Consider the following 25,117-nt stretch of genomic DNA (forward strand, 5'->3'; position numbering starts at 1 on the left):
TGAATATTTCTCACGTTACCGCTTCTCTTATATAATAAAATAGAGAAGAAAGACAAAGGAGGAGAAGCCCGTTGAAACCCTATGTATTCATCGCGAAACCGATACCGCCGGAAGTCGAACAAATGATAGGCGAACATTGCCGATATGACATCTGGAAAGAAGATACCATTCCAAAAGAGGAACTGTACGAAAAAATGAAAGATGCTGAAGGGCTGCTGACATCCGGAACGGCGATTGACAGTGATTTGCTGGATCACGCGCCGAAGCTGAAAGTCGTCAGCAATAATTCAGTCGGCTATGATAATTTTAATATTGAAGAAATGAAAAGACGCGGGGTTGTCGGCACGCATACGCCGTACACCTTAGATGACACTGTCGCTGATCTGGCTTTTTCATTAATCCTGTCTTCCGCCAGACGGGTTGCCGAATTGGATCGGTTCGTCCGCGCCGGCAAATGGGGAACCGTTGAGGAAGAATCTCTTTTCGGTATGGATGTCCACCATCAGACATTAGGAATTATCGGCATGGGCAGAATCGGTGAACAAGCTGCCAAACGGGCAAAATTCGGCTTCGATATGGACGTGCTGTATTATAACCGCAGCAGAAAACCGGATGCTGAGAAGGAACTCGGGGTTACATATGCCGACTTAGATACACTGCTGAAAACATCAGACTTTGTGCTTTTAATTACGCCGCTTACTGACGAAACGTATCATATGATGGGAGAGCGGGAATTTAAATTGATGAAAGATACGGCATATTTCGTCAATATTTCCCGGGGAAAGACGGTTGATGAGAAAGCGCTCATCCGCGCATTGCAGGAGGGCTGGATAAAAGGCGCCGGTTTAGATGTGTTTGAAAAAGAGCCGATCGCCGAAGACAATCCGCTCCTGCAGCTGGAAAACGTCACATTGCTTCCGCATATCGGGTCAGCAACGGCAAAAATCCGCTTGAATATGTTCAAGCAAGCCGCACAAAACATGATTGACGCCGTATACGGAAAAACGCCGAAAAACCTCACGAAGGAATTTCAATGAGATGAAAAATCCCGGCCGTTCAGCCGGGGTTTATTTTTAGCTAGATCAAAAGTACTATTTTTAAATTCTTTCAATTCCTTTCTCTCGATGCTGATACAATGAAAAGGAATCAGCTTCACATGATAAAAATGGGAGGTATTGCATTGAAAAAACGATTATCGTGGATTTCCGTTTGTTTGCTGGTGTTGTTCTCCGCGGCGGGGATGCTGTTTTCCACGGCTGCCAAGACGGATACATCTTCTCACAAGGCGCACACTGAAGCACAGGTTATCAACACGTTTGACGGGGTTGCGGATTATCTTCAGACCTATCATAAGCTTCCTGATAATTACATTACAAAGTCAGAAGCGCAGGCCCTCGGCTGGGTTGCATCAAAGGGGAATCTTGCAGACGTCGCTCCGGGGAAAAGCATCGGCGGAGACATCTTCTCAAACAGGGAAGGCAAACTCCCTGCCAAAAGCGGACGGACGTGGCGTGAAGCGGATATTAACTATACATCAGGCTTCAGAAATTCAGACCGGATTCTTTACTCAAGCGACTGGCTGATTTATAAGACGACAGATCATTATCAAACCTTTACAAAAATGAGATAAACACATACAAAAAACGGCTTCCCTGCGGAGGCCGTTTTTTTTGCAGAGAACCTGCAAGCTTCATATAAAATGAGCAGTAAATTTTTCTTCAAACTCTGACCGGTCTATTCTGCTGTTTTCCGCCGTGCCATCGTGTTTTTTTATTGTTATATTGCGTTCAGACAGAACCATGTGCCCTTCCGGTGTCCGCTTAGAAGCAAGCAAGCGTTTGTTGAAAGGAGAGCGTTCATGTTCAAAGATTGTTTGTTTCATAGACTTGAGATCCTTTTCATCGATTTCTTCAAGCGAAAATGCGTAACCTGTCTGCCAGCCGTCCCCTTTGTTCATTTCAAGCAAGTATGTTCCGAATTCCGTCTCTTCTATCCTCACGCGGAACGCTCCGGCCGCTGATACCGTCTCGTCTCCCGACATCGGCACAGGCTGCATGGCAAGATTGAGGCCGAAGCCTGCATCAGCGATGTACTCATTCTCCCCGGCGGAAAGAAGTACGGCCGCATGTGTGCCGGGCAGCGCCCAGCCGTTTTTCCAGACCGTTCCGCGGATCAATTTGACATCAAACGCGGCATCTTTCAGGATGAAATAAAGCAGTCCGTTCAAGTCATAGCAAAGGCCGCCATGAGGTTCCTTCACCATGTGCCGCCACAGTCCTTCTTTCGTGACGTCATATTCTTTTTTGGACAAAACAGCGCGATTTTCAAACGGAAACCGATACGCGAGCGCCTTTAAAAACTCCGGCAGGTTGCTGAAATCGAGGGAATCCTTTTCCCAGCCTATCGTTTGATAACAATCTTTCAGAAACTCATTCATCGTTCCGTCCCCCTTACAAAGTGTTTACACTTCTTCCTGCACATAAGCGGACAACTTTTCCAGCGCTTCCTTTTCATCGTCACCTTCAGCGATCAGAGTGACTTCCGTCCCCGTGCTGACCGCCAGACTCATTAATCCCATAATGCTTTTGGCATTTACTTTCTTGCCGTTTTTCTCAAGAAACACATCTGATGCAAAGCGATTTGCCTCCTGTACAAACAATGCAGCGGGGCGCGCCTGCAATCCCGTCTTTAAACGCACTTCCACTTTCCCCTGAACCATAAGATCTCCCCTTTTCTGTACGGTTATTTCAAAGTGATGCTTTGTCCTGTACGCAGCTGTTCTGCGATTTCATCGAGCTTTCTCAGCCTGTGATTGATGCCGGATTTGCTGATTTTCCCGCTTGCAACCATTTCCCCCAGTTCTTTCAGCGTGACCTCCTGATAATCAATCCGCAGCTGCGCAATTTCGCGAAGCTTTTCCGGCAGCGCTTCAAGACCGATCCGTTCATCAATGTATTTAATATTTTCCACCTGTCTGAGCGAAGCCCCGATGGTTTTGTTTAAGTTTGCTGTTTCACAATTGACGAGGCGGTTCACTGAGTTTCTCATATCTCTGACAATCCGCACATCTTCAAAACGCAGCAGTGAATTGTGAGCGCCGATGACATTCAGAAATTCAGTGATTTTTTCCGCCTCTTTTAAATACGTAATATAGCCTTTTTTCCGTTCAAGCGTTTTGCTGTTCAGATGAAATTCATTCAGCAGCGCGCATAATGAATCGTTATGTTCCTTATAAAGCGAGAAGATTTCCAAGTGGTACGACGATGTTTCGGGATTATTCACAGATCCCCCCGCCAAAAACGCCCCTCTCATATAAGAACGTTTGCAGCACCGTTTCGCCACCAGTTCCTCAGAAATATTCCGTTCAAATACAAAGTTCTCTCCGAGGATTTTCAATTCCTCTAAAATCAGCTTTGCATTTTCAGAAAAGCGCACAATATAAACATTGTTTTTTTTCAGCCGCATTTTTTTTCTGACTAACAGTTCGACCGATACATCATATTGTTTCTTCAGCAATGTATAAATGCGGCGGGCAATCGCCGCATTTTCGGTTTGAACGTCAAGCACGAGATGGCGGTTTGAAAATGACAGGGAACCGTTCATCCGAATCAGCGCGGACAGCTCCGCCTTGGCGCAGCAGTCCTTCACTTCCAGATTCGTCAGTTCTTTTTTTGTTTCCGATGCAAATGACATATTAGCCACCTCATTTCAAAAGGCCTCTAGTCCCTTAATAAATCGACAAGAAGAGAAGCCACTTTATGTGTATCGTGACGGATTACGCCATTTTTATACGTGATAATCTGATCCCTGATGACCTCAAGCCCCATGGATTTCAGCTTTTCAACATTGAAGTCGACGGGCCGGGCCAGCTCTTTCGCATATTTGCTTTTGATTTCGTCAGGGATCTCCTCATTGTTGATTAAGATCGTGTCGATAAACGGCTGCTCCATATGATCGTTCAGCGCCTTGACATGGTCGGCCGCACTGTATTGCAGCGTCTCTCCGGGCTGTGTCATAACGTTGCATATATATACTTTTTTGGCCGCAGCCTTGACGACTTCCTCTCCGATTTTCGGTACGAGCAGATTCGGAAGAATGCTTGTGTACAGGCTTCCCGGACCGATAATGATTAAATCGGCCTGACGGATGACGTCAATCGTTTCCGGGAGCGGATCAATTTTTTCAGGCGTAAGAAACACCCGTTTAATCCGCTGGCCGTAAGAAGGGATTGTCGATTCTCCGGAGACGACCTGCCCGTCCTCCATTTCAGCGTGAAGAACGACACTGGTGTTGGCAGCCGGCAGCACTCTGCCGCGGACATTCAGCACCTTGCTCATTTCGGTGACAGCGTGAAAGAAATCACCGGTTATATTTGTCATCGCTGCCAAAATCAAATTGCCGAGCGAATGTCCGGTTAAGTCGCTTCCTTTGTTGAAACGGTGCTGAAACAGATTTTCAACGAGCGGCTCAACATCTGACAAAGCGGCCAGTACGTTACGAATGTCACCCGGCGGCGGAATTTGAAGTTCATCCCGCAGACGGCCTGAACTTCCGCCGTCATCAGCAACTGTCACAATCGCCGTAATATCAACAGGCTTATGCTTTAACCCCCGAAGCAGCACGGACAGACCCGTTCCGCCGCCGAAGATTGCGATTTTCGGCTTCTTATTCATTTCCGGCTTCTCTTTTCAATGTCCCGGTGAGTGACATGAGTATAGTAATCTTTTTTAAAATAGTCAGCCAAATACTCAGCGAGCGTGACGGAGCGGTGCTGGCCGCCCGTACAGCCGATCGCGATGACAAGCTGGCTTTTACCTTCCCGCTTATAAGACGGAAGCATAAAGCCGAGCAGATCAACAAGCTTTTCAATAAACTTTTGTGTTTCGTTCCACTTCATCACATAGGATGACACTTCCTCATCTTTCCCCGTAAGCGGCCTCATGCTTTCAATGTAGAACGGATTCGGCAGAAACCTTACATCAAACACGAGGTCGGCATCTATCGGAAGCCCGTATTTGAACCCGAATGACATTACGTTCACTGTAAATGTTTCACCTTGGTTCGTGGCGAAATGCGCCACGATTTTTTCACGCAGATCACGCGGTTTCATATCCGATGTGTCATAGATCAGCTGAGAGCGCCCTTTCAATTCTTCAAGCAGCTGGCGTTCCAGCGCGATTCCTTCGAGAGGAAGCCCGGTAGCGGCCAGCGGGTGAGAACGCCTCGTTTCTTTGTATCTCGTCACAAGGATGGAATCCTTAGCGTCTAAAAAGAGAATGCGCGGTGTAATCCACGGATTTTCCGCCATTTCATCCAGCGCCTCAATCAGCCTGTCAAAAAATTCACGTCCCCGCAGATCCATGACAAGCGCGACCTTGCTCATTTTTGAACTTGATTCTTTCATCAGCTCCAAAAATTTCGGCAGCAAGGAAGGCGGAAGATTATCGACGCAAAAATAGCCGAGATCCTCAAAGCTTTGAATGGCGACGGTTTTCCCCGCTCCAGACATTCCCGTAATGATGACGAGCTGAATATCATGGTTTTCATTCATACTCATCTTTCTCCCCCCTGCGGTCTTTCTTTTATTTAATAAACTGCGGATCTAAACGATAGCTGAGCAGCTCGAAGTCCGGCGTATACGTAAAGGTGCCGTGCAAAAGCCCTTGGCCCTTGATCATAAAATCAAGGATATGCCCGTCTCCGGGGGCCATCGGAAGGCTGTGGATATCTTTTACGTCATGCCACTTCAGAACGCCTTCCTCTGATTCAGCGACATTCCGCCCCGTGTAGGAGTCGGCGACGAAAGTAAACATCATCCACTCTGACACGATTTGTTCCTGTTCCTTAATAATAAAGGTAAACACGCCTTTTAACTGCGGATTTAGTATATAAATGCCCGTTTCTTCTCTGTACTCTCTGATGACGGAATCTCTGACGGACTCGCCGCTTTCCATCTTCCCGCCGGGCGCGACCCACCAGCCCCGTCTCGGCTTTTGGAGAAGGAGAACCTGATCATCTGTCTGCAGCACACAATTTGTCACTCTTTGCACAAGTACGTCACCTAACCTTCTCAACAAATCATCGTCTCTTCATTATACCGTTTCGGCATGTCTCTCACAATGCAGAGACACCGACATCCTTTTCTTTTATTTGACAGAAAACAGAAAATCGCAAAAAAAGGGCACGGATACTGGAATCCGTGCCAAAGTGTATTCATTAAAAAGGGGGTCAATTACTACATTCATCTTAAAACATCAGTATTTCACCCGTGTTACAGCGTAATTAAAACACAGTAACGATTCAAAAACTGAACATTACAGTGATTATTTAACGGTTTTGAGCGTTTCCTCAAGCTCTTCCACATAATGCTGAACGCTTTGAGCCGCAATACTTCCGTCGCCTGTCGCCGTTACGATCTGGCGGAGCGTTTTTTCACGGATGTCTCCCGCGGCGAAAATGCCTGGAACTTTTGTCTCCATTTGAGCGTTTGTTTCAATGTAGCCTTCTTCATTTGTGATGCCCAAGTTCTCGAACGGTTTAGAAAGCGGAAGCATACCGATATAAATAAAGACGCCGTCAGCTTTGAATTCTTCTTCTTCTCCCGTCACGGTGTCCACAAGAGTAAGTCTGCCGACTTTTCCGTTTTCCTCATGGATTTCTTTTACGGTTTTGTTCCATTTGAAGTCAATTTTCTCATTGTCAAAGGCACGCGCCTGAAGAATGCTTTGCGCACGCAATTTGTCACGTCTGTGAACGATGGTGACTTTTGAAGCGAAGCGTGTCAGATAGACGCCTTCTTCAACGGCGGAGTCTCCGCCGCCGACAACGACAAGCTCTTTATTTTTAAAGAACGCGCCGTCACAAACCGCGCAGTACGATACGCCGCGGCCGCCCAGTTCTTTTTCGCCGGGAACGCCGATCTTTTTGTATTCCGCTCCGGCAGAAATGACGATGGCGCGCGCTTTATATTCTTTTGAACCGGCTTTGACCGTTTTATATTCTTTGCCGTCAACGATTTCTTTGATATCGCCGTACGCATATTCCGCACCGAATTTTTTCGCATGTTCAAACATTTTATTAGAAAGTTCAGGGCCGAGAATGCTTTCAAAACCCGGATAGTTTTCAACATCCTCCGTGTTGGCCATCTGGCCGCCCGGAATTCCTCTTTCGATCATTAATGTGGATAAGTTCGCTCGTGATGTGTAAACAGCAGCGGTCATCCCCGCCGGACCCGCGCCGATAATGATCACATCATAAATTTTTTCTTCTGACACCATGATTCACTCCTTTTCGAAATGGGGCGCACCCTATATGACTAAGAATCCCCATCAATCGTATTCCTTACCCATATCCTATTAAATCTGAAGGCAATTCGCTATTTTTTTGCTCATTTTTCTGAAAAACCGTGATTAGGCAGCTCCTGAGCGGGTATACAAATAAAGAAAGAGCCTTCCGGGATAGAAGGCCCTTGTCTTATTCATTATTGCACGACACGTCTTACATTGCCGTTGAATGCTTTCTTCCAGTAAGGGTTGCTCATAGAATCAATGGATACACCGTGTGATGTATTATCGTTCAGGAACGTTCCGTTACCTAGGTAGATGCCGACGTGGCCGTTTGTTTTATACGTGTTGAAGAATACTAAGTCTCCGCGTTTCATGTCAGACGCGCTTACTGCTTTACCTCTTCCGATTAATGTATCTGTGTTTGTGCCGCTTGCAGGTCCAAGGTTAACGCCTGCGTTAGCATAAGCCCAGCGTACGAATGAAGAGCAGTCAAAAATACGGTTGTTAATATCAGATTGAGTGCGTCCGCCGCCGAATTTGTACGGGGATTGACCCACAAGGCTTGAACCTACGCTGATCGCGCCTTCAATACCGCCTGAATTTGAAATAACAGATCCGCCGTCAGAATCATCTGAACCGCCGCTGTTATGAGATGATCCGCCTGAAGTGCTCTTCGGTTTGCTTGAGCTGTCATCAGATGATGTTGAAACAGCCGCTTTTTTCACAGTTTTAACCGCCGGTGCCGGCTGGCTGTCATCTTTTTGGTTTTGGTCTTCAGAAGCTTTTTGCGCTTCTTCCTGTTTTTTGATCAGGGCAGCCGCTGCAGCCTGCTCAGCTTTAATGCGCTTCTGTTCTTTTTCGGTATCAGCTTTTTCGTTTGCAAGCTTTGATGCTTCTTTTTTCAGATCAGAGATAGCGGAAGCCGCTTTTTTCTGGCCGTTTTTCGCTTCGTCGAAAAGCTTGTCTTTCTGATCAAGCTGTTTGTTCAGGTCTTTTTGCATAGACTCGAGTTTCGCAAGATCATCTTGAACTTTTTTCAGCTTCACGTTAAGTTCAGCTTCTGCGTCTTCGAGTTTCGCTTTATCCTGCTCCTGCTGTTTGATCAGGTCTTTATCCGCATCAACGATAGAAGATACCGCAGTCGCACGGGAAATGAAGTCTCCGAAGCTTGTCGCCCCTAAAAGAACATCTATGTATCCTTGAGAACCGCCGTTTTCCTGTAAAGAACGAACGCGTTTTTTCAGGATTTCATTGCGTTTTTCAATACGCGCTTCTGTTTCTTTGATTTCTTTTTTCAAATCAGCGATCTGCTTTTTCGTTTTTTCGTTTTCAGCTTTTTTATCTTCGATTTTATTGCTTGTATCCAACGCTTTAGCGTTAATGTCTTTCAGTTCTTTTTCAATCTTAGCCTGCTTGTCCTGAAGCTTAGACAATTCTCTTTCCTTTGCTTCAAGGCTTGAAGCCACCTCAGATTGCTTGCTTTCGATTTTTGCTTTTTTGCTGTCTAATGTTTCCGCCGATGCAGTTTTTGTAAACGGGATCAAAAAACTGCTTGTCCCGATGACGGAAGCCAAACCAAGTGTTAATAAACTCTTTTTCACTTTTTCTTTCCTCCCTTTTACTTTAAACCTGTTCTCATTTGGAATTCTATTATGAACATCAAAGTTACGCTCCCTCACAAACCTGTGAGGCTGATGATTTTTATGTATGATTCTTTAAATCTTTTAAATTGGTATAGATTATACAGCACATGTAAAATAAACTAATCTCTTATGTACGAGACTCATTATACCATCATGTTTCGACAATTTTTATTACAGTTATATTTCAATGTGATTGCAAATCTCATATTTTGCAAAATAAACGGTGATTACGGCCTGATTTCGATTCGAAAAGCAAAAAAATACGTATGAATACCTCTTTTTTCGGCGGTAAAGTTCTGTTTTGCCCCTTTCTGATAAAAAAAGAACCGACTCTTTATATAGAAAGAATCGGTTTTATTCTAATATATCGTCTATTTGTCTGATGTATTTCGAAAGGGTTGCCGGCGTTATACCGTAAACGGCGGCCGTTTCTTTTTTCGTCGTTTTTTCGCCGTTTGCTTCTTTCCATACATATGCGATGGCTGCTGCCCATGCCCGCTCATTCTGTACGGCAGCGGCGGCGCGGATGTGCTGAATGACGTGAAAAACCCAGCAGCTCATGACGTCAGTTTTTAAACTGTCGGCTTCCGCTTTCTCCAGAAGCTTGACCGTCCGATACGTGAACAGCGCATCACCGGAGACGCCTGAAGCGCCTTTTTCACCGGAAAGCAGCAGTCTGACGAAATCTTGTTCAAACGGTGAAACGGCGCGTTTTGCCGTCAGAACTTTTTCAAGCTGGTCCCGCTCTCCTTCAGCGCTGCTGATATAATAGGCGGCAAGCCGCTGTTCAAGTGAAGCAGGCAGCGGTTCCTGCCGCTCCGCCCAAGGCGCGGGCCGGTCTGATTCGGGAAATTCGGCTTCGGCCTTTTTCCAAATGGTTTCCGCAAATTCTGTGCGGCCTGTCCCGTAGGCTGAGGCGGCAAGCCAGTAATAAAACGTGTCGTCGCCTTCGAACCCGCTTTTGTAAAGAGAACGGAGCCATTTATAACCGAGATCATGTCTGCCGACAAGCGCTAGCGTCGCTCCCAGCTTATAGCGCTGTTCGAATAAAATCGGATACACATTGGCGAGTTTTCCGCTCAATTCTCCGACTTTTTCATCTTCCCTCTCGTAATAGCAGAATACAAGGAGGTTGCACAGGGCATGGAGATTGCCTTCATTTTTCTCAAGCACTTCGAATACCGTTTGTTTCGCTTTTGTGACATTGCCTGAGTAAAAGTAAGCGAGCGCCAGGTTGTTGTATGCAGACCAAAGCTCGGGGTAATCGGCCGTAATCTCTTCAAGCATGACAACCGCTTCATGAAGCTGGCCGCTCTCAAGAAGCGTTTTTGCCCGGTCCTGCCTGATCAGCAGCTCATCCTGGTCATAGAGCGATTCGTCTTCACCCGCTTCACCGAAATCCAAAAGCTCCATCAGATTTTCAATCTCTTCGCTGAATTCACCGTCCGGATCGGCATCTGAATAAGCCGCCGCTTCTTTGTATGCTTCCTGAAAGAGCCCCAAATGCGCGAAATTATTCGCTTTAAAATAATGACACTCGGGCATTTCTTCTTTCAGGTTCACCAAAATAAAGTCGAACAGCTCATTTGACTGCTGGTAGTGGCCCATTTCAGAATAAATGACGGCCAGCCGGGACAGCATTTCGGAATCATTCGGCTCGAGGTGGACAGCCCGCTGAATCAGTTTGCTGGCCCGCTTTAAATTCCGCTCTTTATATGCTTTTAAGCCTTTATGAAAAAAATATTGTCCATCCTGAAGCAGCTGGACAATTTGCGCGTGCTTTTTCTGTTCAGAAGTGTGTTTTCCCACAAATATCCTCCGTTTTATACGTATTACCGTCAGTAGTATACCATAAAACGGTTTCACCTCAATAGTTCAAAAGACAGGATCGGCTTCGTTTTTTACTGGCTGGTTCGACCAGATTTTAGCTGTTTTTTTCACGAGGCTCGGCTGGAAGAATGACACGGAAAAGGGTTCCTTCGCCGCGCTTGCTCTCAACCTCTATCGAACCGCCGTGCAGCTCTGCGATTTTTTGGGCGATGGACAGACCGAGCCCGCTTCCCCCTGCGTTTCTCGCCTTGTCCGCTTTATAAAACCGTTCAAATACACGCTCCGCCTGTTCAGGCTCCATTCCGATTCCGTCGTCGGCGATTTCGACAGCCGCCGCTCCCGGCAGATCTGCAATTTTAACGGAAATGCGGCCGCCTTCACCGGTAAATTTTACGGCATTGTGAATCAGATTCATCCATACTTGGCTGAGCAGTGCTTCATCTCCGTACACATACGACTCCTGTAAATCAATGAGAAACTCAATCTGTTTGGCGGACCACTCAGGCTCACAGGTCAATATGGTGCGCCGCAGCTGTTTGTCAATGCGGAACGGTTTTTTTTGTATCGGTTCGGTTTGGCGTTCGAGCGCAGTGAGCTTCAGCAGATTTTCACTGATTTTTGATAATCGTTCTGTTTCTGTTTCGATGATGTGTAAGTAGCGCCCTCGCTCCTCATATGATAAATCCGGTTTTTTCAGAAGATGTGCGTAGCCCTTTAATGAAGTGAGCGGGGTTTGGATTTCATGGGAAACGTTCGAAATAAATTCTTGTTTCAGTTTTTCCATTTCACTCAGTTCCGCGGCAAGTGTCGACAGTTCATCAGCCAATTTCGTCACGGGGTGGTTCCGCTCAATCTTCTCCATTTTCCGGGAAGCGGCCGCTGTGAAGTTGCCGCTCGACATTTGCTTGATCGTGGCGGTCAACGAATCCCAGATCGCATGATGTCTTTCACGTGCTGACTTTGAAAAAATAAACATCGTTACAAACAGCAGGCCGAAAACAAGCCAAAGCGTCAGAATCTGCTCGGCGTACGGCACAAGTAAAATCGGCCATATGAGACCGAATCCCTGAACGATCAGGTGAGCCGCCAGCCATAAGAATGCGGTGACGGTTAGAAGAATGATGATTTTTCCAGCCGTTCTGAAGATCCGTTTCATTCCGTCACCACAAACCGATACCCGAGCCCCCGCACCGTATGGATGGCAAACGGATAGTCTTTTTCCGGAAACCGTTCTCTCAGCCTTTTAATATGCACATCAACCGTCCGCTCGTCACCTTCATAATCAAAGCCCCAAATATCTTCTATTAATTGTTCTCTTGAAAACGTCTTATTCGGATAACCGGCGAGCTTAAATAAAAGCTCAAATTCACGCCGGGGCAATGTCAATCCCGCTCCGCCGCCGCGCGTTACGGTGCGGGATTGCTTATCTAATGTGACCGTTCCGATGGTCAGCAGTTTTTCAGCGGTGATCCGGTACCGTTTCAGCAATGCTTTGACCCTTGCTTCCAGCTCAAGCGGCTCAAACGGTTTGACGAGATAATCATCCGCTCCGGAAGTAAAACCTTGCACTTTGTCCAGCGTTTCGCCTTTTGCCGTCAGCATCAAAATCGGAATGTCCGTAAAGCTGCGGACGGCTTCGCTGACTTCAAACCCGTCCATTTTCGGCATCATCACATCCAGTATGATGAGGTCTATAGGTACTGATTCGATTAGCCGCACCGCCGCTTCCCCGTCTTCCGCTTCTGCGACGTCAAAACCGCTCTGCTCCATCATAAGGCGGACAAGCTCACGGATATGGCGGTCATCATCCGCAACCAATATGACAGCCATAAAAATCCCTCCTTCTGATTTTTTCTTTTCATGAATCGACATGATTATAAGCCGTCTTATTTTTTCATTGTCTCCTGGCTTAACTCTTCATCGTTACCGACCGTACACCCGTATGAACAGGACTCCGGCTGCAAAATAAAAAGCAGCTTTTTCAGCTGCTTTTTATTCATAAAGTCTTGCTTTACACAGCTTTGTTTTCTAAGTCGGCATTCAGCTTCAGCTGCTGCTCTGCAAAATCGCGGTAAAGCGAATGGGATGCCATTAATTCATGGTGTGTGCCCCGTCCTGTGATTTCACCCTGTTCGACAAAGAGAAGCTGATCTGCATCCACAACCGTGGATAAACGGTGGGCGATCACAATCGTGGTGCGGCCTTTCATTAAGACTTCGAGCGCCTGCTGCACCCATTTTTCAGATTGGCTGTCCAGACTTGATGTCGCTTCATCAAGCATCAGAATGCTCGGGTTGCGAAGGAGCGCTCTGGCAATAGCGATGCGCTGGCGCTGTCCGCCTGACAGCATAATTCCCCGCTCACCGACCTCGGTTTCAAATTTCTTCGGTAAGTCTTCAATAAATTGCAGGGCGTAGGCCATGTCAGCCGCTTGCCTCAGTTCCTCATCGGTCACCTCGCGTTTTAATCCGTAGCAGATATTGTCGCGGATGGTGCCTGACATTAACGGGCTTTCTTGCGACACGTAGCCGATATGTTCCCGCCATGACTCAAGGGAATACGTATCAATCGGTTCATTTCCGAGCAGGATGCTGCCCGCAGTCGGATTGTAGAATCGTTCAAGCAGCTTAAATAACGTTGTTTTTCCGCCGCCGCTCGGTCCGACGATCGCGGTGACTTTGCCGGCCTCAATCGTAGCCGTAATGTCTTTTAAGATGGTTTGATCTGTTTTGTAGCCGAATGAGACTTGTTCAAGCTTAATCGGCTGATCCGCGTTTTCAATGGCTTTTCCGGTTTGGATATCTTCTTCTTTTTCTGCAAGAATATGAATCATCCGTTCCGTTGCGCCGATGGATTTTTGAAGCTGTGTGAAAAATGAAGTGATCTGGCCCATCGGCATAATGATCTGAAACAAATACAGGATAAAGGCAACGAGTGCGCCGGCTGTCAATTCACCGGATGACACCTGCATCCCGCCGTACCCGATGACAGCGACCAGCGCCGCCATTAATACAAGTGTAATAAGCGGGCCTACGAGCGACTGCACCTTCGCTTCACGCAGCCCGAGTTTAAAGAGCGCCATGATGCCTGCTTTTCCGCGTCCGTATTCCGCTTCTTCAGCGTTTGACGCTTTTACAAGCCTGATTTCCGGGAGGATGTGGTTTAATAATCCGGTGAATCTCGCCGTTTCATCCTGTGTTTCCCGAGAAATTTTAAACATTTTCCGGCCGATCGGCACTAAAATCACCGCAGCCAGCGGCACGACGATCAGCACGAGCAATGTGAGCTTCCAGTTCATGAAAAATAAGATCGTCAGTGACCCGATAACGGAAATGATTCCGGTAATAAATCCGCTGATATTGTTTGTGATCAGCTCTTTTACCACCATTGTGTCATTGGTGACACGGCTGATCGTTTCTCCTGTGGCGTTTTTGTCAAAATAAGAGACGGGCAGTTTAATTAATTTCTGCCACAACAAATCACGCAGTCCCGAGATGATTTTCTGGCCGCTGTAGTTCAGGGCGTAGGTGGCGTAGGCGCTTAATGCGGCCTGTACGATAAACACGGCTGCGATGATTCCGATTTGCACGCCTGACAGCGACGACATGGAAAAGCCGTCAACGAGCTGCTTTGTCAAGAGCGGAATCAGCAGGCTGACGAGCGTTGTCACAATACTGAGAGACAGCGCGAAGGCCAGCATACCGTATGATGGTTTTGTTTTTTTGACTAATGAAAAGAATGAACTGAATTTCCCTTTAGGTTTTGGTTGTTTATTCGGCATATGTTTTCCTCCTATATCACTGTTTATACTATAACGGATGTGCATGAACGGAATATGAACAAAACGTATATTTTTGATAAAAACCAAAATAAACTCTATTAGTCAATATTATCAAATTCATCTGCCTCCGGTTGCGGAAATAAGAAATATTTAATTGAATGTTTAAGTTTGACAGATTAAAAACCTCACGGATCTCTCCGTGAGGTTTGTTTTACTCAGATGCTGAATGGCGTTTCGCAAGGACGTCAAGCACGTCGTCCAAAGGAAGCGACTGCTCACGCAGAAGAACGAGCAAATGATACAGCAAATCCGCCGCTTCCCATTTTAATTCTTCATGGTCGCGGTTTTTCGCGGCGATAATAACCTCTGCGGCTTCTTCGCCGACTTTTTTGAGGATTTTATCGACGCCTTCCCGAAACAGATACGTTGTGTAGGCTCCGTCAGGCATCTCCGCCTGCCGTTTGGCGATTACGCTTTCCAGTTCGTTTAAGATGCCGAAACGATCCTGCGCGTCCGCTTTTTCCGAAGAAAAGCAGCTGTAACTTCCCTTATGGCAGGCGGGTCCTGAGGGCTCCGCAAGCACGATGAGGGCATCTTGATCGCAGTCATAACGGATGGCTTTCACCTTTTGGGTATTCCCTGATGTCGCTCCTTTATGCCACAGCTCCCCGCGTGAACGGCTGTAAAACCAGGTTTCTTTCGTTTCTATCGTTTTTTCGTAGGATTCACGATTCATATAAGCCAGTGTCAGCACTTCTTTGCTTGCCGCATCCTGTACGATGGCGGGAATCAGTCCGGCCTCGTCAAACCGCAGTTCATCTGCCCGTTTCATCTCACATTCACCCCGTGTTTCTTCATATAATCTTTCACTTCTTTTATAGATGTCTCTTTGTAATGGAAAATGGAAGCTGCAAGCGCGGCGTCCGCTTCACCGATCGTGAAGGCTTCAAGCATATGGCGCGCGCTGCCGGCTCCCCCTGACGAAATGACGGGCACCGGGACGGCACGTGTGACAAGCTGTGTGAGCGTATGATTAAAGCCTGTTTTCTCACCGTCTGCGTCCATGCTTGTCAGCAGAATTTCACCCGCTCCCCGGCTGACGGCTTCTTTTGCCCAGGCCGTGACTTCCCACTCGGTTTTCTGTCTGCCGCCGTGTGTGTACACTTTATAGCAATCCGAATCTTCGTCATACTTTGCGTCAATCGCCGCGACGATGCATTGCGAGCCGAAAAAATCCGCTCCTTCCGTAATCAGCTCGGGGCGGAGGACGGCCGCTGTATTAACGGATACTTTATCAGCGCCGGCGCGAAGCATTCGTTTCATATCGCTTAATTGATTGATTCCGCCGCCGACCGTAAACGGAATCGCCAGTTTTGCCGCAACCTGTTCTACGACGTCTGTCATCGTCTTGCGGCCTTCGTGAGAGGCGGAAATGTCGAGAAAAACAAGTTCGTCAGCGCCCTCCCTGTCGTAAGCTTCGGCCAGCTCGACAGGATCGCCCGCATCTTTCAGCCCGAGAAATTGAATGCCTTTGACGACGCGTCCTTCTTTCACATCGAGACACGGAATGATTCGTTTCGTGATCATGCGTCCTTCACCCCGCTGAGCGCTTCAGCCAATGTAAATTGTTTTGTATACAGCGCTTTTCCGATAATCGCTCCCGATACGCCGGCGTCTTTGAAGCGGGCCAGTGCTTTGAGGTCGGCGACTGAGCTGACTCCGCCTGAAGCGATGACGGTTTTTCCCGTTGCTTTTGCGAGCTGAACGGTGCTTTCGATGTTCGGTCCTGACAGCATGCCGTCAGTTGCAATATCCGTGAAAATGAAGGTTTCCGCTCCTTCGGCCGCCAATTCACGGCCCAGATCGGCCGCCCTTACCGAGGATGTTTCCAGCCAGCCTTCCGTCGAGACATATCCGTTTCTTGCATCAAGGCCGATCGCGATTTTGCCGCCGTATTGTTTCAGCATGCTCTTCACAAATGCCGGATCGGATACGGCCGAGCTGCCGAGAATGACGCGATCAACGCCTTGTGATAAATAACCGTACACATCCGCTTCAGAACGGATCCCGCCGCCGATCTCGACTTTGACATCAAGCTGCCGCGCAATGTCAAGAACATGCCTGTCGTTTACTTTCCTGCCTGCTTTCGCGCCGTCAAGATCCACGAGATGAATCCATTCGGCACCTTCTTGTGCAAATTGCGCCGCCATGTCTAAAGGAGAGTCACCGTATATCGTTTCCTTGCCGTAATCGCCTTGGATGAGGCGGACGCATTTGCCGTTTCTCATATCGATTGCCGGATATAATGTAAAAGCGTTCATTTCTTCACCTTCTGTTCCGCTGCCATTTTTGTAAATTGCGTTAAAATCGCCATTCCGGCCGTACCGCTTTTTTCCGGGTGAAACTGTGCACCGAAGACATTGCGTTTCCCGACGACCGCCGGAACACGAACGCCGTACTCAGCGCTTGCCAGAAGATCGCCGTCTTCCATCCCGTCTATATAATAGGAATGGACAAAGTAAACGAAGCCTTCTTCCGCTTCCGAAAGCAGAGGAGACGTTTGGTGAAACGTCAGCCGGTTCCAGCCCATATGCGGCACCTTCAGCTTGTTTCCTTCGGCATCTCTGTCTTTGAGTCTCACAGCTTTTCCGGCTAATAAACCAAGTCCTTTTGCAGAGCCGTTTTCGGTGCTTTCTTCGAAAATGAGCTGCATGCCGAGGCAGATGCCGAGGAGCAGCTTACCCTCGTCAACCATACGGTGTATGAATTGATCAAGCTTCGTGCTGCGTAAATTGTCCATGGCGTCACTGAATGATCCGACACCGGGAAGAATAAAAGCATCCGCTTTTTCAAGCTCTTCCGGCCGGTCTGATACGACATACGTGACGCCGACGCGTTCCAGCGCCTTCGATACGCTGAATAAATTGCCCATACCGTAATCAATTACACCGATCATTTACAGCATTCCTTTCGTAGAAGGCACACCCTTGACGCGCGGATCAATGGATGACGCTTCATCAAGCGCTCTGCCAAGCGCCTTAAACACGGCTTCTATCATATGATGGGTATTCGTGCCGTAATGAACGATGACGTGCAGATTCATTCTCGCTTCGAGCGCCAGTTTCCATAGGAATTCATGTACCAGCTCTGTATCAAATGTTCCGACTTTCGCTTGCGGAAATGCAGCGCGCATCTCAAGGTGCGGCCGGTTGCTCAGATCTACGGCAACTTGGGCGAGCGCTTCGTCCATCGGCACAAGCGCTGATCCGTACCGTTTGATCCCTTTTTTATCACCGAGCGCCTCCAAAAAAGCCTGCCCCAAGCAGATACCGATATCTTCAGTCGTATGGTGATCATCTATCTCCGTATCGCCTTTTGCGTCAACAGTTAAATCGAATTGCCCGTGCTTTGTGAACAAATCAAGCATATGAGTCATAAACGGCACATCCGTGCTGATGTCGGCTTTTCCTTCTCCGTCTATTTCGAAAGCCAGCTTAATATCCGTCTCATTTGTTGTTCTGGCGCGTTCCGCTTTTCTCATCGGTCATTCCTCCGTTTCTCGCTTCAATCGATCTTGCGTGCGCTTCAAGCCCTTCCAGTCTCGCGAAGGCGGAAATGCTGTCCGCGTGTGTTTCAAATGCCTTCCGGCTGTATGAGATGATGCTCGATTTCTTTTGAAAATCTGTTACATTCAACGGGCTTGAAAACCGCGCCGTTCCGTTTGTCGGCAAAACGTGATTCGGTCCGGCAAAATAATCGCCGACCGGTTCAGCGCTGTATCGTCCTAAGAAAATCGCCCCCGCGTGTCGGATGCTTCCAAGCAAAGCCTCCGGCGAATGCGTCATGATTTCTAAATGCTCGGGCGCCAGCGCATTCACCGTGTCCACTGCATCTTCCATCGATTCCGCGATATAAATGCGGCCGTGATCCCTGATCGACGCTTCGGCGATTTCTTTACGCGGCAGCGTCTGAAGCTGTTTATTCACCTCATCTGATACCGCTTCGGCAAGCTTCCGTGAGTCGGTGACAAGCACGCTTGAGCTGAGCGTATCGTGTTCGGCCTGTGAAAGCAGGTCAGCGGCGACTTCTTTGGGCACCGCCGTATCGTCCGCCAGAACCACGATTTCACTGGGCCCGGCAATCATGTCAATATCCACAACGCCGAAGACTTCGCGCTTCGCGAGCGCTACAAATATATTGCCAGGGCCCGTGATCTTATCTACAGGCTGTATCGTTTCGGTTCCGTAAGCGAGCGCGGCAATCGCCTGCGCGCCTCCCGCTTTGTAAATTTCCTTTATGCCGAGCTCAGACGCCGCCGCCAGAACGCCCGGCGAAAGGCTGCCGTCTTTTCCCGGCGGACTGACGAGAACGATCCGTTCCACTCCCGCAGCGAGAGCGGGGATGACATTCATTAAAACGGAAGACGGATAAGCGGCCGTCCCGCCCGGCACATATACGCCCGCGGAATCGAGCGCCGTTATTTTCTGCCCGAGCATCGTGCCGTCTTTGCGATGGTAAAACCAAGAAGATTGCAGCTGGCGTTCGTGATATTCTTTAATATTGGCAATCGCCTGTCTGATCACTTTTAGCAGCTGATCATCAAGCAGACGGTATGCCTCGGTGATTTCCTCTGCGCTCACGGCCATTTGGTTCAGGCTGATGCCGTCAAATGTTTTTGTATAGGCCAAAACGGCTTTGTCACCGTTTTGTCTGACGTCTTCAATAATCCCCCTGACGGTTTTCCGCTGCTCTTCGGTTCCGCTGTCGATGGAACGCTTCAGTGAGAACCGCTCGCTTCTATTTATTCCGGTTATTTTCATTGTGCCGTTTCTCCTTCCACAACCTTGGCCAGCCTGGCCGCCATTTCGTCGATTACATCATCCTTCATGCGGTAGCTGACCGGATTGACGATAAAACGCGATGTGATGTCACAAATATGTTCTGATTCAACGAGACCGTTTTCCTTTAATGTCCGCCCGGTTGATACGATATCTACGATTCTGTCAGCAAGCCCGATTAAAGGCGCCAATTCAATGGAACCGTTCAACTTAATGATTTCCACCTGCTCGCCCTGCTCTCTGAAATAACTTGACGCAACATTCGGATATTTCGTCGCAATCCTCGGGGCGACTCCGTTCCAATCCGCTCCGGGAAGCCCCGCAACGGCGAGATGGCATTTGCTGATTTTCAGATCGAGCACCTCATACACGTCACGCTCTTCCTCAAGCATGACATCCTTTCCGGCAATACCGGCATCAGCGACGCCATGCTCGACATAAGTCGTCACATCCATCGGCTTTGCCAGAATAAAGCGGAGATTTTCTTCAGGAACGTCAATGATCAGCTTTCTCGATTCTTCAAACTCCTCGGGGAGCCTGTATCCGGCCTGCCTCAGCAATCCGGCCGCTTCTTCGAATATCCGTCCTTTTGGCATTGCCATTGTGAGTACCTTACCCATTCTGCTCTTCCTTTCTGGCACCGATAAAGTATGTGACGTTTGCGAATGATTTTGTCATATGATCGATATTTTCAATGCCCGCCAGATCCTGCAGGACGACTTTTCTGCCTCTCGCCCTTTCTTCCTCTGCGAATAAAATGGCCTGCGCCCGCTGCTCCTTGCTGAAAATCACGGCGTCCGCTTCACTAGTTTCTTCCTGGATGCCGAGCGCTTCAATCAGCCTGTCGATACGGAGCCCGAAACCCGTGGCGGGAGCGGGACTGCCGAAATGGCCGAGAAGATTGTTATAGCGTCCGCCGCTTCCGATGACAAAACCGACATTGGCCGCATACACTTCGAATAAAATTCCCGTGTAATAACTCATATGGCTGACCATATTCAGATCAAGGCGAATATGCTCGGCACATCCGTAATCCTCAAGAATGTCCCACAGGTCTTCCAGCTCCTGAATCAAGCTTTGTCCGGAGATGCCGATGATCTCCTCCGCCTTGGCGCAGATCTCTTTCCCGCCTCGCAATTCCAGAAGTGCGAGCAGCCGGCTTTTGTCTATTGAAGAGAGCGGAAGCGATTTGACATGTTCCCTGTATCCCACGTAATTTTTTTCAAAAAGAAAGCGCCGCAGAACATCCGCCCGCTCGGCATTGCCCAAAACCTCGACAAACAGCTCATCAGCGAGTCCGGCATGGCCGATCGCGATTTTAAATCGGTGCAATCCCGCGTTTTTCAAAGCGCCGGCCGCCAGCGCAATCACCTCGGCGTCCGCGCTTGTTGATCCGTCGCCGATCAGCTCCGCGCCGACCTGTTCAAATTCGGCCGGGCGTCCGCCTTCCCGCTCCTGAGCGCGATAGACGCTTGCCGCGTACCCCGCCCTGAGCGGATGATTGTGTTTGTGCAGCTTAGACGCCGCCACCCTGGCAATCGGTCCGGTCATGTCAGGCCGAAGCACAAGCGTTTTTCCGTCCTGGTCGAGAAGCTTAAACAGCTGCTGTTCTTCAATGGCTGACTGGACGCCTACTGTTTCATAGAATTCAAGGGTCGGCGTCTCCATAAACTGATAACCCCATTTATCAATTAAATCCGTCAGTGTGGAACGGACTTTTTTCTTTGCTTCATATAAACCGGGCAGCGTATCTCTCATGCCATGCGGTTTCTCAAACATAAACATTTGCCTTTTACACCTCCGCTTTGTCTGAAGGAAAATTCCGAATCCTTTAGTTCGCTAATATGATAATATGTTAGCAGATAAAAGAATGAATTGCAACGCCCAATGTCCGCCTATTCTTTTCCATAAACTTGGCTAAAGAATGAACAAACCTGTAAATATATCGGAACGATCGAATCATATTGAGCAGAAGTGCTATAATACATAGAATAGCTTCATCAGAACAAGGGAGAGTAATAATGAAGACGCTTGGAACATTATGTGTGCTGATTCTGACAGCCATCCTTGTCTATCTCGGGTATAACATCTATACAAACGATATTCATTTGAATTTTTTTAATCAGCAGTCCGACGAGCCTGATGAGAAAACACCGTTAAAAGGGAGCGCGTCACCGCTGAATGTCGTTCTGTACAGACAGATGGATTCTCCCAGACTGTACAATGGCTGTGAGGTGACAAGCCTTGCCATGATTTTGAACAATGCCGGATATCATGTGTCAAAAAATACATTGGCGGATAAAATCAATAAAGTTCCGCTCACATACAGCAGCGGGCTGAAGGGAGATCCGAATGAAGGATTTGCCGGAGATATGGAAAACGGCCCGGGTTTAGGCGTTTATCATGAGCCGATTGATAAACTTGCCAAAGAATATGCGGGAAACAAAGTATACGACCTGACGGGAAAAGACATTTCTTCAGTGTACCGCCAGCTTGAAAAAGGGCGGCCGGTCTGGGTGATTACCACCACATCCTTTAAGCCGGTTGATAATATGCAGACTTGGAATACGCCGAACGGAAAAATCGACATTACGTTCAGCATGCATAGCGTAGCCGTTACCGGTTATGATCACGATTATGTATACGTTAATGATCCTTACGGCTATAAAAACAGAAAAACAGATCGATCTGACTTTGAAAAAGCCTGGAAGCAGATGGGCAGCCAGGCCATTGTGATCAAGTCATAAAAAAACCCCGCTGACGTTAATCAGCGGGGTTTTCCATTCGTTTTTTCATTTCTTCGTCCGTATAAATCACCTGCATCGGATTTCCTCCGACAAACGCCCCGGCCGGGACATCTTTGTGCACCAGCGTGCCGGCTGATACAACGGCTCCGCTCCCGATGGTGACGCCGGGCAGAATCGTTGTGTTTGCCCCGATCATCACCTCGTCACCGATTGTGACAAAACCGGTCCGGTACTCATGTATTAAATATTCATGAGCCAAAATCGTCGTATTGTAGCCGATGATACTGTTTTTTCCGACAGTGATTTTTTCGGGAAACATGATATCCGGCATCACCATCAGCGCGAATGACGTCTGTTTTCCGACATTCATTTTCAAAAAGGTTCGGTACAGCCAGTTTTTCACGCTTAAAAACGGCGTATACCTTGCGATCTGAATGATGATGAAATTTTTCATCACCTTCAGAAAGGGAACCGTCTGATAAACATGCCACAATGAATTTGCACCTGAAACCGGATGGCGGTCTGTTTTTCTCACGGATTACTTCACTCCGGTGATGTGCAATAAATCACTCATTTTCTCGAGCATATAATCGGGTTCATAGGCGGAAAGCGTCTGTGCGCCTTTAATTGTCCACGCGACACCGGCTGTTTTCGTGCCGGCGTTTTTGCCCGCCATGACATCGTGATAATTGTCACCGACCATTATGGCTTCCGACGGATCGCACCCAAGCCGGCTGAGCGCAAGCCGCACAGGCTCGGGGTCAGGCTTCGGATGCTTGACATCATCAAGCGTGACGACAGTATCGAAAAACGCCCCGATGCCTGTCAGCTTCAATCCCATATTGACTGTATCCCTCAGCTTCGTGGTGACAATACCCAGCTGATACCCCGCTTTTTTCAATTCATCCAGCGTTTCATAAACCGTTTCGTACTCCGTGACGAGCTCATCGTGCTTTTCATGGTTGAATGCTCTGTACATGCTGATCATCTCATCGCACTTTTCAGCATTAATGCCTGAAAACGTTTCATACAGAGGCGGGCCGATAAACGGAAGCACATCTTCCCTTTTAAACTGCCCCGGGCAATAATGATCAAGCGTATGAAGGTAAGAAGCGATAATCAGTTCATTCGTGTCAATCAGCGTGCCGTCGAGATCAAATAAAATGGCGGTTACACGTTTATCAGTCATCTTATGTCCTTTCCGATTTCAGGCGTCAGTCCGTGTCGGCATACCGCTTATCGGCATACCCCTTCATGCGTCTGAAAATCATTAAAATAATCGCAAGTACAATCAGCACAATGGAAATGACCTGCGCGATCCGAAGCTGGCTCGTAAGCATCAGGCTGTCCGTGCGCATTCCTTCAATAAAGTATCTGCCGATCGAATACCAGATCACATACGTCAAAAACAGATCGCCCCTGCGCAGGTTCACGCGGCGGAGCAGAAGCAGAATCACGACGCCCGCAAAACTCCACAGCGATTCATACAAAAACGTCGGGTGATAATATTGTCCGTCTATGTACATCTGATTAATGATGAAATCCGGAAGATGCAGACTTTCCAAAAATGACCGGCTGACCGCTTCACCGTGAGCCTCCTGGTTGATAAAGTTCCCCCAGCGTCCGATGGCCTGGCCAAGCAGAATACTCGGCGCGGCAATATCCGCCAGCTTCCAGAATGAGATGCCTCTTACTTTTGAAAAGACGATTCCCGTTGCGATCGCGCCGATTAATCCGCCGTGAATCGCAATGCCGCCTTTCCAAATTTTAATGATTTCCCCGGGGTGTTCCGAGTAATAGCTCCACTCGAAAAGCACATAATATGCCCTTGCGCAAATGATTGCGATCGGGATGGCGAAAAGAACAAGATCAATAAAAATGTCCTTTTTCAGCCCCCGCTTTTCACTCTCCCTCATGGCCATCCAAAGCCCTAATAACGCGCCCGCGCCGATAATGATTCCGTACCAGTGCACGGATAATGGCCCGAGCTGAAAGGCAATCGGATTGATTGGTGTTCCTGCTTCATTCATATCATTGCCAACTCCTATTCGTCTTGTTCGCCGTCCTCAATGACATCCGCCAGCTTATTCGTGAATTGCTCGGCAGCATTTAAGCCCATCCGCTTCAATCTGAAGTTCATCGCCGCAACTTCGATAATAACGGCGAGATTTCGCCCAGGGCGGACTGGAATGGTCAGTTTTGTAATTTCCGTATCAATGATTTTCATTTTTTCTTCTTCAAGTCCGAGACGGTCGTATTGCTTCCCTTGCTCCCAAAGCTCAAGGTCCATGACGATTGTAATTCTTTTATTGCTTCTGACGGCGCCCGCTCCGAACAGCGTCATGACATTTATAATGCCGAGACCCCTGATTTCGAGCAGATGCTCAATCAGATCAGGCGCGTTCCCGACAAGGGTATCCTGATCCTCCTGCCGGATTTCAACGCAGTCATCCGCGACAAGACGATGGCCTCGTTTGACAAGCTCCAGCGCCGTTTCACTTTTACCGACGCCGCTTTTTCCCGTAATGAGCACGCCGACGCCGTATATATCCACAAGCACGCCGTGAATGGCCGTTGTCGGCGCGAGACGGCTCTCAAGAAAATTCGTCAGCCGGCTTGACAGCCTGGTTGTTTTCAGAGGGGATCTGAGCACAGGCACACCGTTTTGCTCGGAAGCTTCTACAAGCTCCGGCGGGATCGGCATATCTCTGGAAAGTATGATAGCAGGCGTCACATCGGTGCACAGCGATTTCATCCGCTGTTTCTTATCTTCCTCGGGAAGCTGATCGAAAAATGACAGCTCCGTTTTTCCTAAAAGCTGCACCCGTTCTCTCGGGTAATATGTAAAATAACCGGCGATTTCAATACCGGGCCGTGATAAATCACTCATCGTAATCGGGCGGTTAATCCCTTCTTCTCCGCTGATCAATTCTAAATGGAACTGCTCCATTACGTCTTTGGTCCGAACCTTTGCCAAGATATGTTCCTCCTG

The 25,117-nt window shown here is 48.2% G+C and carries 27 protein-coding genes; 3 read left to right on the top strand and 24 right to left on the bottom strand.

Annotation, left to right across the window (positions count from 1 at the left end):
- Positions 1-71: 71 nt before the first annotated feature.
- Together OTK50_RS12010 and OTK50_RS12015 are read left to right on the top strand one after the other, a co-directional pair.
- The gene (locus tag OTK50_RS12010; RefSeq protein ID WP_206583695.1) at positions 72-1,037 is read left to right on the top strand and encodes a 2-hydroxyacid dehydrogenase; all 966 of its coding nucleotides are present in this window, start codon (positions 72-74) and stop codon (positions 1,035-1,037) included.
- Positions 1,038-1,240: 203 nt separating this feature from the next.
- Entirely contained in the window at positions 1,241-1,630 is a 390-nt protein-coding gene (locus OTK50_RS12015) for a ribonuclease (RefSeq protein WP_223151841.1), read from the top strand.
- 60 nt (positions 1,631-1,690) lie between these two features.
- On the opposite strand, the gene OTK50_RS12020 is transcribed toward OTK50_RS12015, so the two are convergent.
- The 20 genes from OTK50_RS12020 to OTK50_RS12115 all read right to left on the bottom strand — a co-directional run bounded on the left by OTK50_RS12020 (position 1,691) and on the right by OTK50_RS12115 (position 21,163).
- Positions 1,691-2,437 (bottom strand): arylamine N-acetyltransferase family protein, encoded by a 747-nt coding sequence (locus tag OTK50_RS12020; RefSeq protein ID WP_224223845.1) that lies wholly within the window; start codon positions 2,435-2,437, stop codon positions 1,691-1,693.
- 24 nt (positions 2,438-2,461) lie between these two features.
- Positions 2,462-2,719: an HPr family phosphocarrier protein gene (locus OTK50_RS12025; RefSeq protein ID WP_003151495.1), complete on the bottom strand. Its 258-nt coding sequence runs from the start codon at positions 2,717-2,719 to the stop codon at positions 2,462-2,464.
- Between the two features lie 23 nt (positions 2,720-2,742).
- Entirely contained in the window at positions 2,743-3,693 is a 951-nt protein-coding gene (gene whiA / locus OTK50_RS12030; RefSeq protein ID WP_007407421.1) for a DNA-binding protein WhiA, read from the bottom strand.
- 26 nt (positions 3,694-3,719) lie between these two features.
- Complete coding sequence (locus OTK50_RS12035; protein ID WP_007407422.1) at positions 3,720-4,673, bottom strand: gluconeogenesis factor YvcK family protein; 954 nt, start codon at positions 4,671-4,673, stop codon at positions 3,720-3,722.
- Complete coding sequence (gene rapZ, locus OTK50_RS12040) at positions 4,670-5,557, bottom strand: RNase adapter RapZ (protein ID WP_007613998.1); 888 nt, start codon at positions 5,555-5,557, stop codon at positions 4,670-4,672. Before rapZ ends, OTK50_RS12035 begins: the two co-directional genes overlap by 4 nt.
- A gap of 25 nt (positions 5,558-5,582) precedes the next feature.
- Positions 5,583-6,050 (bottom strand): 8-oxo-dGTP diphosphatase, encoded by a 468-nt coding sequence (locus OTK50_RS12045; protein WP_029325815.1) that lies wholly within the window; start codon positions 6,048-6,050, stop codon positions 5,583-5,585.
- Between the two features lie 273 nt (positions 6,051-6,323).
- Positions 6,324-7,274: a thioredoxin-disulfide reductase gene (gene trxB, locus OTK50_RS12050; RefSeq protein ID WP_007407423.1), complete on the bottom strand. Its 951-nt coding sequence runs from the start codon at positions 7,272-7,274 to the stop codon at positions 6,324-6,326.
- Between the two features lie 206 nt (positions 7,275-7,480).
- The gene (locus tag OTK50_RS12055; protein WP_032876243.1) at positions 7,481-8,887 is read right to left on the bottom strand and encodes an NlpC/P60 family protein; all 1,407 of its coding nucleotides are present in this window, start codon (positions 8,885-8,887) and stop codon (positions 7,481-7,483) included.
- A 396-nt stretch (positions 8,888-9,283) separates the two neighbouring features.
- Positions 9,284-10,738, bottom strand: coding sequence for a tetratricopeptide repeat protein (locus OTK50_RS12060; protein WP_045208976.1), 1,455 nt, complete (start codon positions 10,736-10,738; stop codon positions 9,284-9,286).
- A gap of 115 nt (positions 10,739-10,853) precedes the next feature.
- Complete coding sequence (locus OTK50_RS12065; RefSeq protein WP_007407426.1) at positions 10,854-11,915, bottom strand: sensor histidine kinase; 1,062 nt, start codon at positions 11,913-11,915, stop codon at positions 10,854-10,856.
- On the bottom strand, positions 11,912-12,589 hold the full coding sequence (locus OTK50_RS12070) for a response regulator transcription factor (RefSeq protein WP_105937263.1): 678 nt from the start codon (positions 12,587-12,589) through the stop codon (positions 11,912-11,914). Before OTK50_RS12070 ends, OTK50_RS12065 begins: the two co-directional genes overlap by 4 nt.
- Before the next feature lie 181 nt (positions 12,590-12,770).
- Positions 12,771-14,540 carry an ABC transporter ATP-binding protein gene (locus tag OTK50_RS12075; RefSeq protein WP_224223846.1) on the bottom strand — a complete coding sequence of 590 codons (1,770 nt, stop codon included), beginning with the start codon at positions 14,538-14,540 and terminating at the stop codon, positions 12,771-12,773.
- A gap of 211 nt (positions 14,541-14,751) precedes the next feature.
- Positions 14,752-15,372: a bifunctional phosphoribosyl-AMP cyclohydrolase/phosphoribosyl-ATP diphosphatase HisIE gene (hisIE, locus tag OTK50_RS12080; protein ID WP_224223847.1), complete on the bottom strand. Its 621-nt coding sequence runs from the start codon at positions 15,370-15,372 to the stop codon at positions 14,752-14,754.
- A complete protein-coding gene (hisF, locus tag OTK50_RS12085; protein WP_224223848.1) occupies positions 15,369-16,127 on the bottom strand; it encodes an imidazole glycerol phosphate synthase subunit HisF in 759 nt (252 codons plus the stop codon). Before hisF ends, hisIE begins: the two co-directional genes overlap by 4 nt.
- Complete coding sequence (gene hisA, locus OTK50_RS12090) at positions 16,124-16,861, bottom strand: 1-(5-phosphoribosyl)-5-[(5-phosphoribosylamino)methylideneamino]imidazole-4-carboxamide isomerase (protein ID WP_007407431.1); 738 nt, start codon at positions 16,859-16,861, stop codon at positions 16,124-16,126. Before hisA ends, hisF begins: the two co-directional genes overlap by 4 nt.
- Positions 16,858-17,496 (bottom strand): imidazole glycerol phosphate synthase subunit HisH, encoded by a 639-nt coding sequence (gene hisH, locus OTK50_RS12095; protein WP_105937260.1) that lies wholly within the window; start codon positions 17,494-17,496, stop codon positions 16,858-16,860. Before hisH ends, hisA begins: the two co-directional genes overlap by 4 nt.
- A complete protein-coding gene (gene hisB / locus OTK50_RS12100) occupies positions 17,497-18,081 on the bottom strand; it encodes an imidazoleglycerol-phosphate dehydratase HisB (RefSeq protein WP_014418974.1) in 585 nt (194 codons plus the stop codon).
- Complete coding sequence (hisD, locus tag OTK50_RS12105) at positions 18,047-19,360, bottom strand: histidinol dehydrogenase (RefSeq protein ID WP_088461724.1); 1,314 nt, start codon at positions 19,358-19,360, stop codon at positions 18,047-18,049. The genes hisB and hisD overlap by 35 nt, the downstream gene beginning before the upstream one ends.
- Entirely contained in the window at positions 19,357-19,998 is a 642-nt protein-coding gene (gene hisG / locus OTK50_RS12110; protein ID WP_029325809.1) for an ATP phosphoribosyltransferase, read from the bottom strand. The genes hisD and hisG overlap by 4 nt, the downstream gene beginning before the upstream one ends.
- Entirely contained in the window at positions 19,991-21,163 is a 1,173-nt protein-coding gene (locus tag OTK50_RS12115; protein WP_007407436.1) for an ATP phosphoribosyltransferase regulatory subunit, read from the bottom strand. The genes hisG and OTK50_RS12115 overlap by 8 nt, the downstream gene beginning before the upstream one ends.
- Positions 21,164-21,399: 236 nt before the next feature.
- Here OTK50_RS12115 and OTK50_RS12120 point away from each other — a divergent pair, with 236 nt between their 5' ends.
- Positions 21,400-22,125 (top strand): C39 family peptidase, encoded by a 726-nt coding sequence (locus OTK50_RS12120; protein WP_007614029.1) that lies wholly within the window; start codon positions 21,400-21,402, stop codon positions 22,123-22,125.
- 16 nt (positions 22,126-22,141) lie between these two features.
- On the opposite strand, the gene OTK50_RS12125 is transcribed toward OTK50_RS12120, so the two are convergent.
- Genes OTK50_RS12125 through hprK form a run of 4 tightly spaced genes read right to left on the bottom strand, consistent with a single transcriptional unit; the run spans position 22,142 to position 25,102 of the window.
- Positions 22,142-22,660: an acyltransferase gene (locus OTK50_RS12125; RefSeq protein ID WP_007407438.1), complete on the bottom strand. Its 519-nt coding sequence runs from the start codon at positions 22,658-22,660 to the stop codon at positions 22,142-22,144.
- Positions 22,661-22,663: 3 nt separating this feature from the next.
- Positions 22,664-23,314 (bottom strand): pyrophosphatase PpaX, encoded by a 651-nt coding sequence (gene ppaX, locus OTK50_RS12130; RefSeq protein ID WP_012118550.1) that lies wholly within the window; start codon positions 23,312-23,314, stop codon positions 22,664-22,666.
- A gap of 25 nt (positions 23,315-23,339) precedes the next feature.
- Positions 23,340-24,155, bottom strand: coding sequence for a prolipoprotein diacylglyceryl transferase (gene lgt, locus OTK50_RS12135; protein WP_032876213.1), 816 nt, complete (start codon positions 24,153-24,155; stop codon positions 23,340-23,342).
- Between the two features lie 14 nt (positions 24,156-24,169).
- Positions 24,170-25,102 (bottom strand): HPr(Ser) kinase/phosphatase, encoded by a 933-nt coding sequence (gene hprK / locus OTK50_RS12140; RefSeq protein WP_003151456.1) that lies wholly within the window; start codon positions 25,100-25,102, stop codon positions 24,170-24,172.
- Between the last annotated feature and the right edge of the window lie 15 nt (positions 25,103-25,117).

Origin of the sequence: Bacillus sp. NEAU-CP5, assembly GCF_026420705.1 — a bacterium.
Taxonomy (GTDB): Bacteria; Bacillota; Bacilli; order Bacillales; family Bacillaceae; genus Bacillus; species Bacillus velezensis.

Coding starts and splice junctions, on each gene's coding strand:
- whiA (WP_007407421.1), bottom strand. CDS start 3,693: ATGTCATTTGCATCGGAAACAAAAAAAGAACTGACGAATCTGGAAGTG.
- hisA (WP_007407431.1), bottom strand. CDS start 16,861: ATGAACGCTTTTACATTATATCCGGCAATCGATATGAGAAACGGCAAA.
- OTK50_RS12120 (WP_007614029.1), top strand. CDS start 21,400: ATGAAGACGCTTGGAACATTATGTGTGCTGATTCTGACAGCCATCCTT.
- ppaX (WP_012118550.1), bottom strand. CDS start 23,314: ATGACTGATAAACGTGTAACCGCCATTTTATTTGATCTCGACGGCACG.
- OTK50_RS12065 (WP_007407426.1), bottom strand. CDS start 11,915: ATGAAACGGATCTTCAGAACGGCTGGAAAAATCATCATTCTTCTAACC.
- OTK50_RS12015 (WP_223151841.1), top strand. CDS start 1,241: ATGCTGTTTTCCACGGCTGCCAAGACGGATACATCTTCTCACAAGGCG.
- OTK50_RS12020 (WP_224223845.1), bottom strand. CDS start 2,437: ATGAATGAGTTTCTGAAAGATTGTTATCAAACGATAGGCTGGGAAAAG.
- hisG (WP_029325809.1), bottom strand. CDS start 19,998: ATGGGTAAGGTACTCACAATGGCAATGCCAAAAGGACGGATATTCGAA.
- hisIE (WP_224223847.1), bottom strand. CDS start 15,372: ATGAAACGGGCAGATGAACTGCGGTTTGACGAGGCCGGACTGATTCCC.
- hisD (WP_088461724.1), bottom strand. CDS start 19,360: ATGAAAATAACCGGAATAAATAGAAGCGAGCGGTTCTCACTGAAGCGT.
- OTK50_RS12075 (WP_224223846.1), bottom strand. CDS start 14,540: ATGCCGAATAAACAACCAAAACCTAAAGGGAAATTCAGTTCATTCTTT.
- OTK50_RS12115 (WP_007407436.1), bottom strand. CDS start 21,163: ATGTTTATGTTTGAGAAACCGCATGGCATGAGAGATACGCTGCCCGGT.
- OTK50_RS12070 (WP_105937263.1), bottom strand. CDS start 12,589: ATGGCTGTCATATTGGTTGCGGATGATGACCGCCATATCCGTGAGCTT.
- hisB (WP_014418974.1), bottom strand. CDS start 18,081: ATGAGAAAAGCGGAACGCGCCAGAACAACAAATGAGACGGATATTAAG.
- OTK50_RS12035 (WP_007407422.1), bottom strand. CDS start 4,673: ATGAATAAGAAGCCGAAAATCGCAATCTTCGGCGGCGGAACGGGTCTG.
- hisF (WP_224223848.1), bottom strand. CDS start 16,127: ATGATCACGAAACGAATCATTCCGTGTCTCGATGTGAAAGAAGGACGC.
- rapZ (WP_007613998.1), bottom strand. CDS start 5,557: ATGAGTATGAATGAAAACCATGATATTCAGCTCGTCATCATTACGGGA.
- OTK50_RS12025 (WP_003151495.1), bottom strand. CDS start 2,719: ATGGTTCAGGGGAAAGTGGAAGTGCGTTTAAAGACGGGATTGCAGGCG.
- hisH (WP_105937260.1), bottom strand. CDS start 17,496: ATGATCGGTGTAATTGATTACGGTATGGGCAATTTATTCAGCGTATCG.
- lgt (WP_032876213.1), bottom strand. CDS start 24,155: ATGAATGAAGCAGGAACACCAATCAATCCGATTGCCTTTCAGCTCGGG.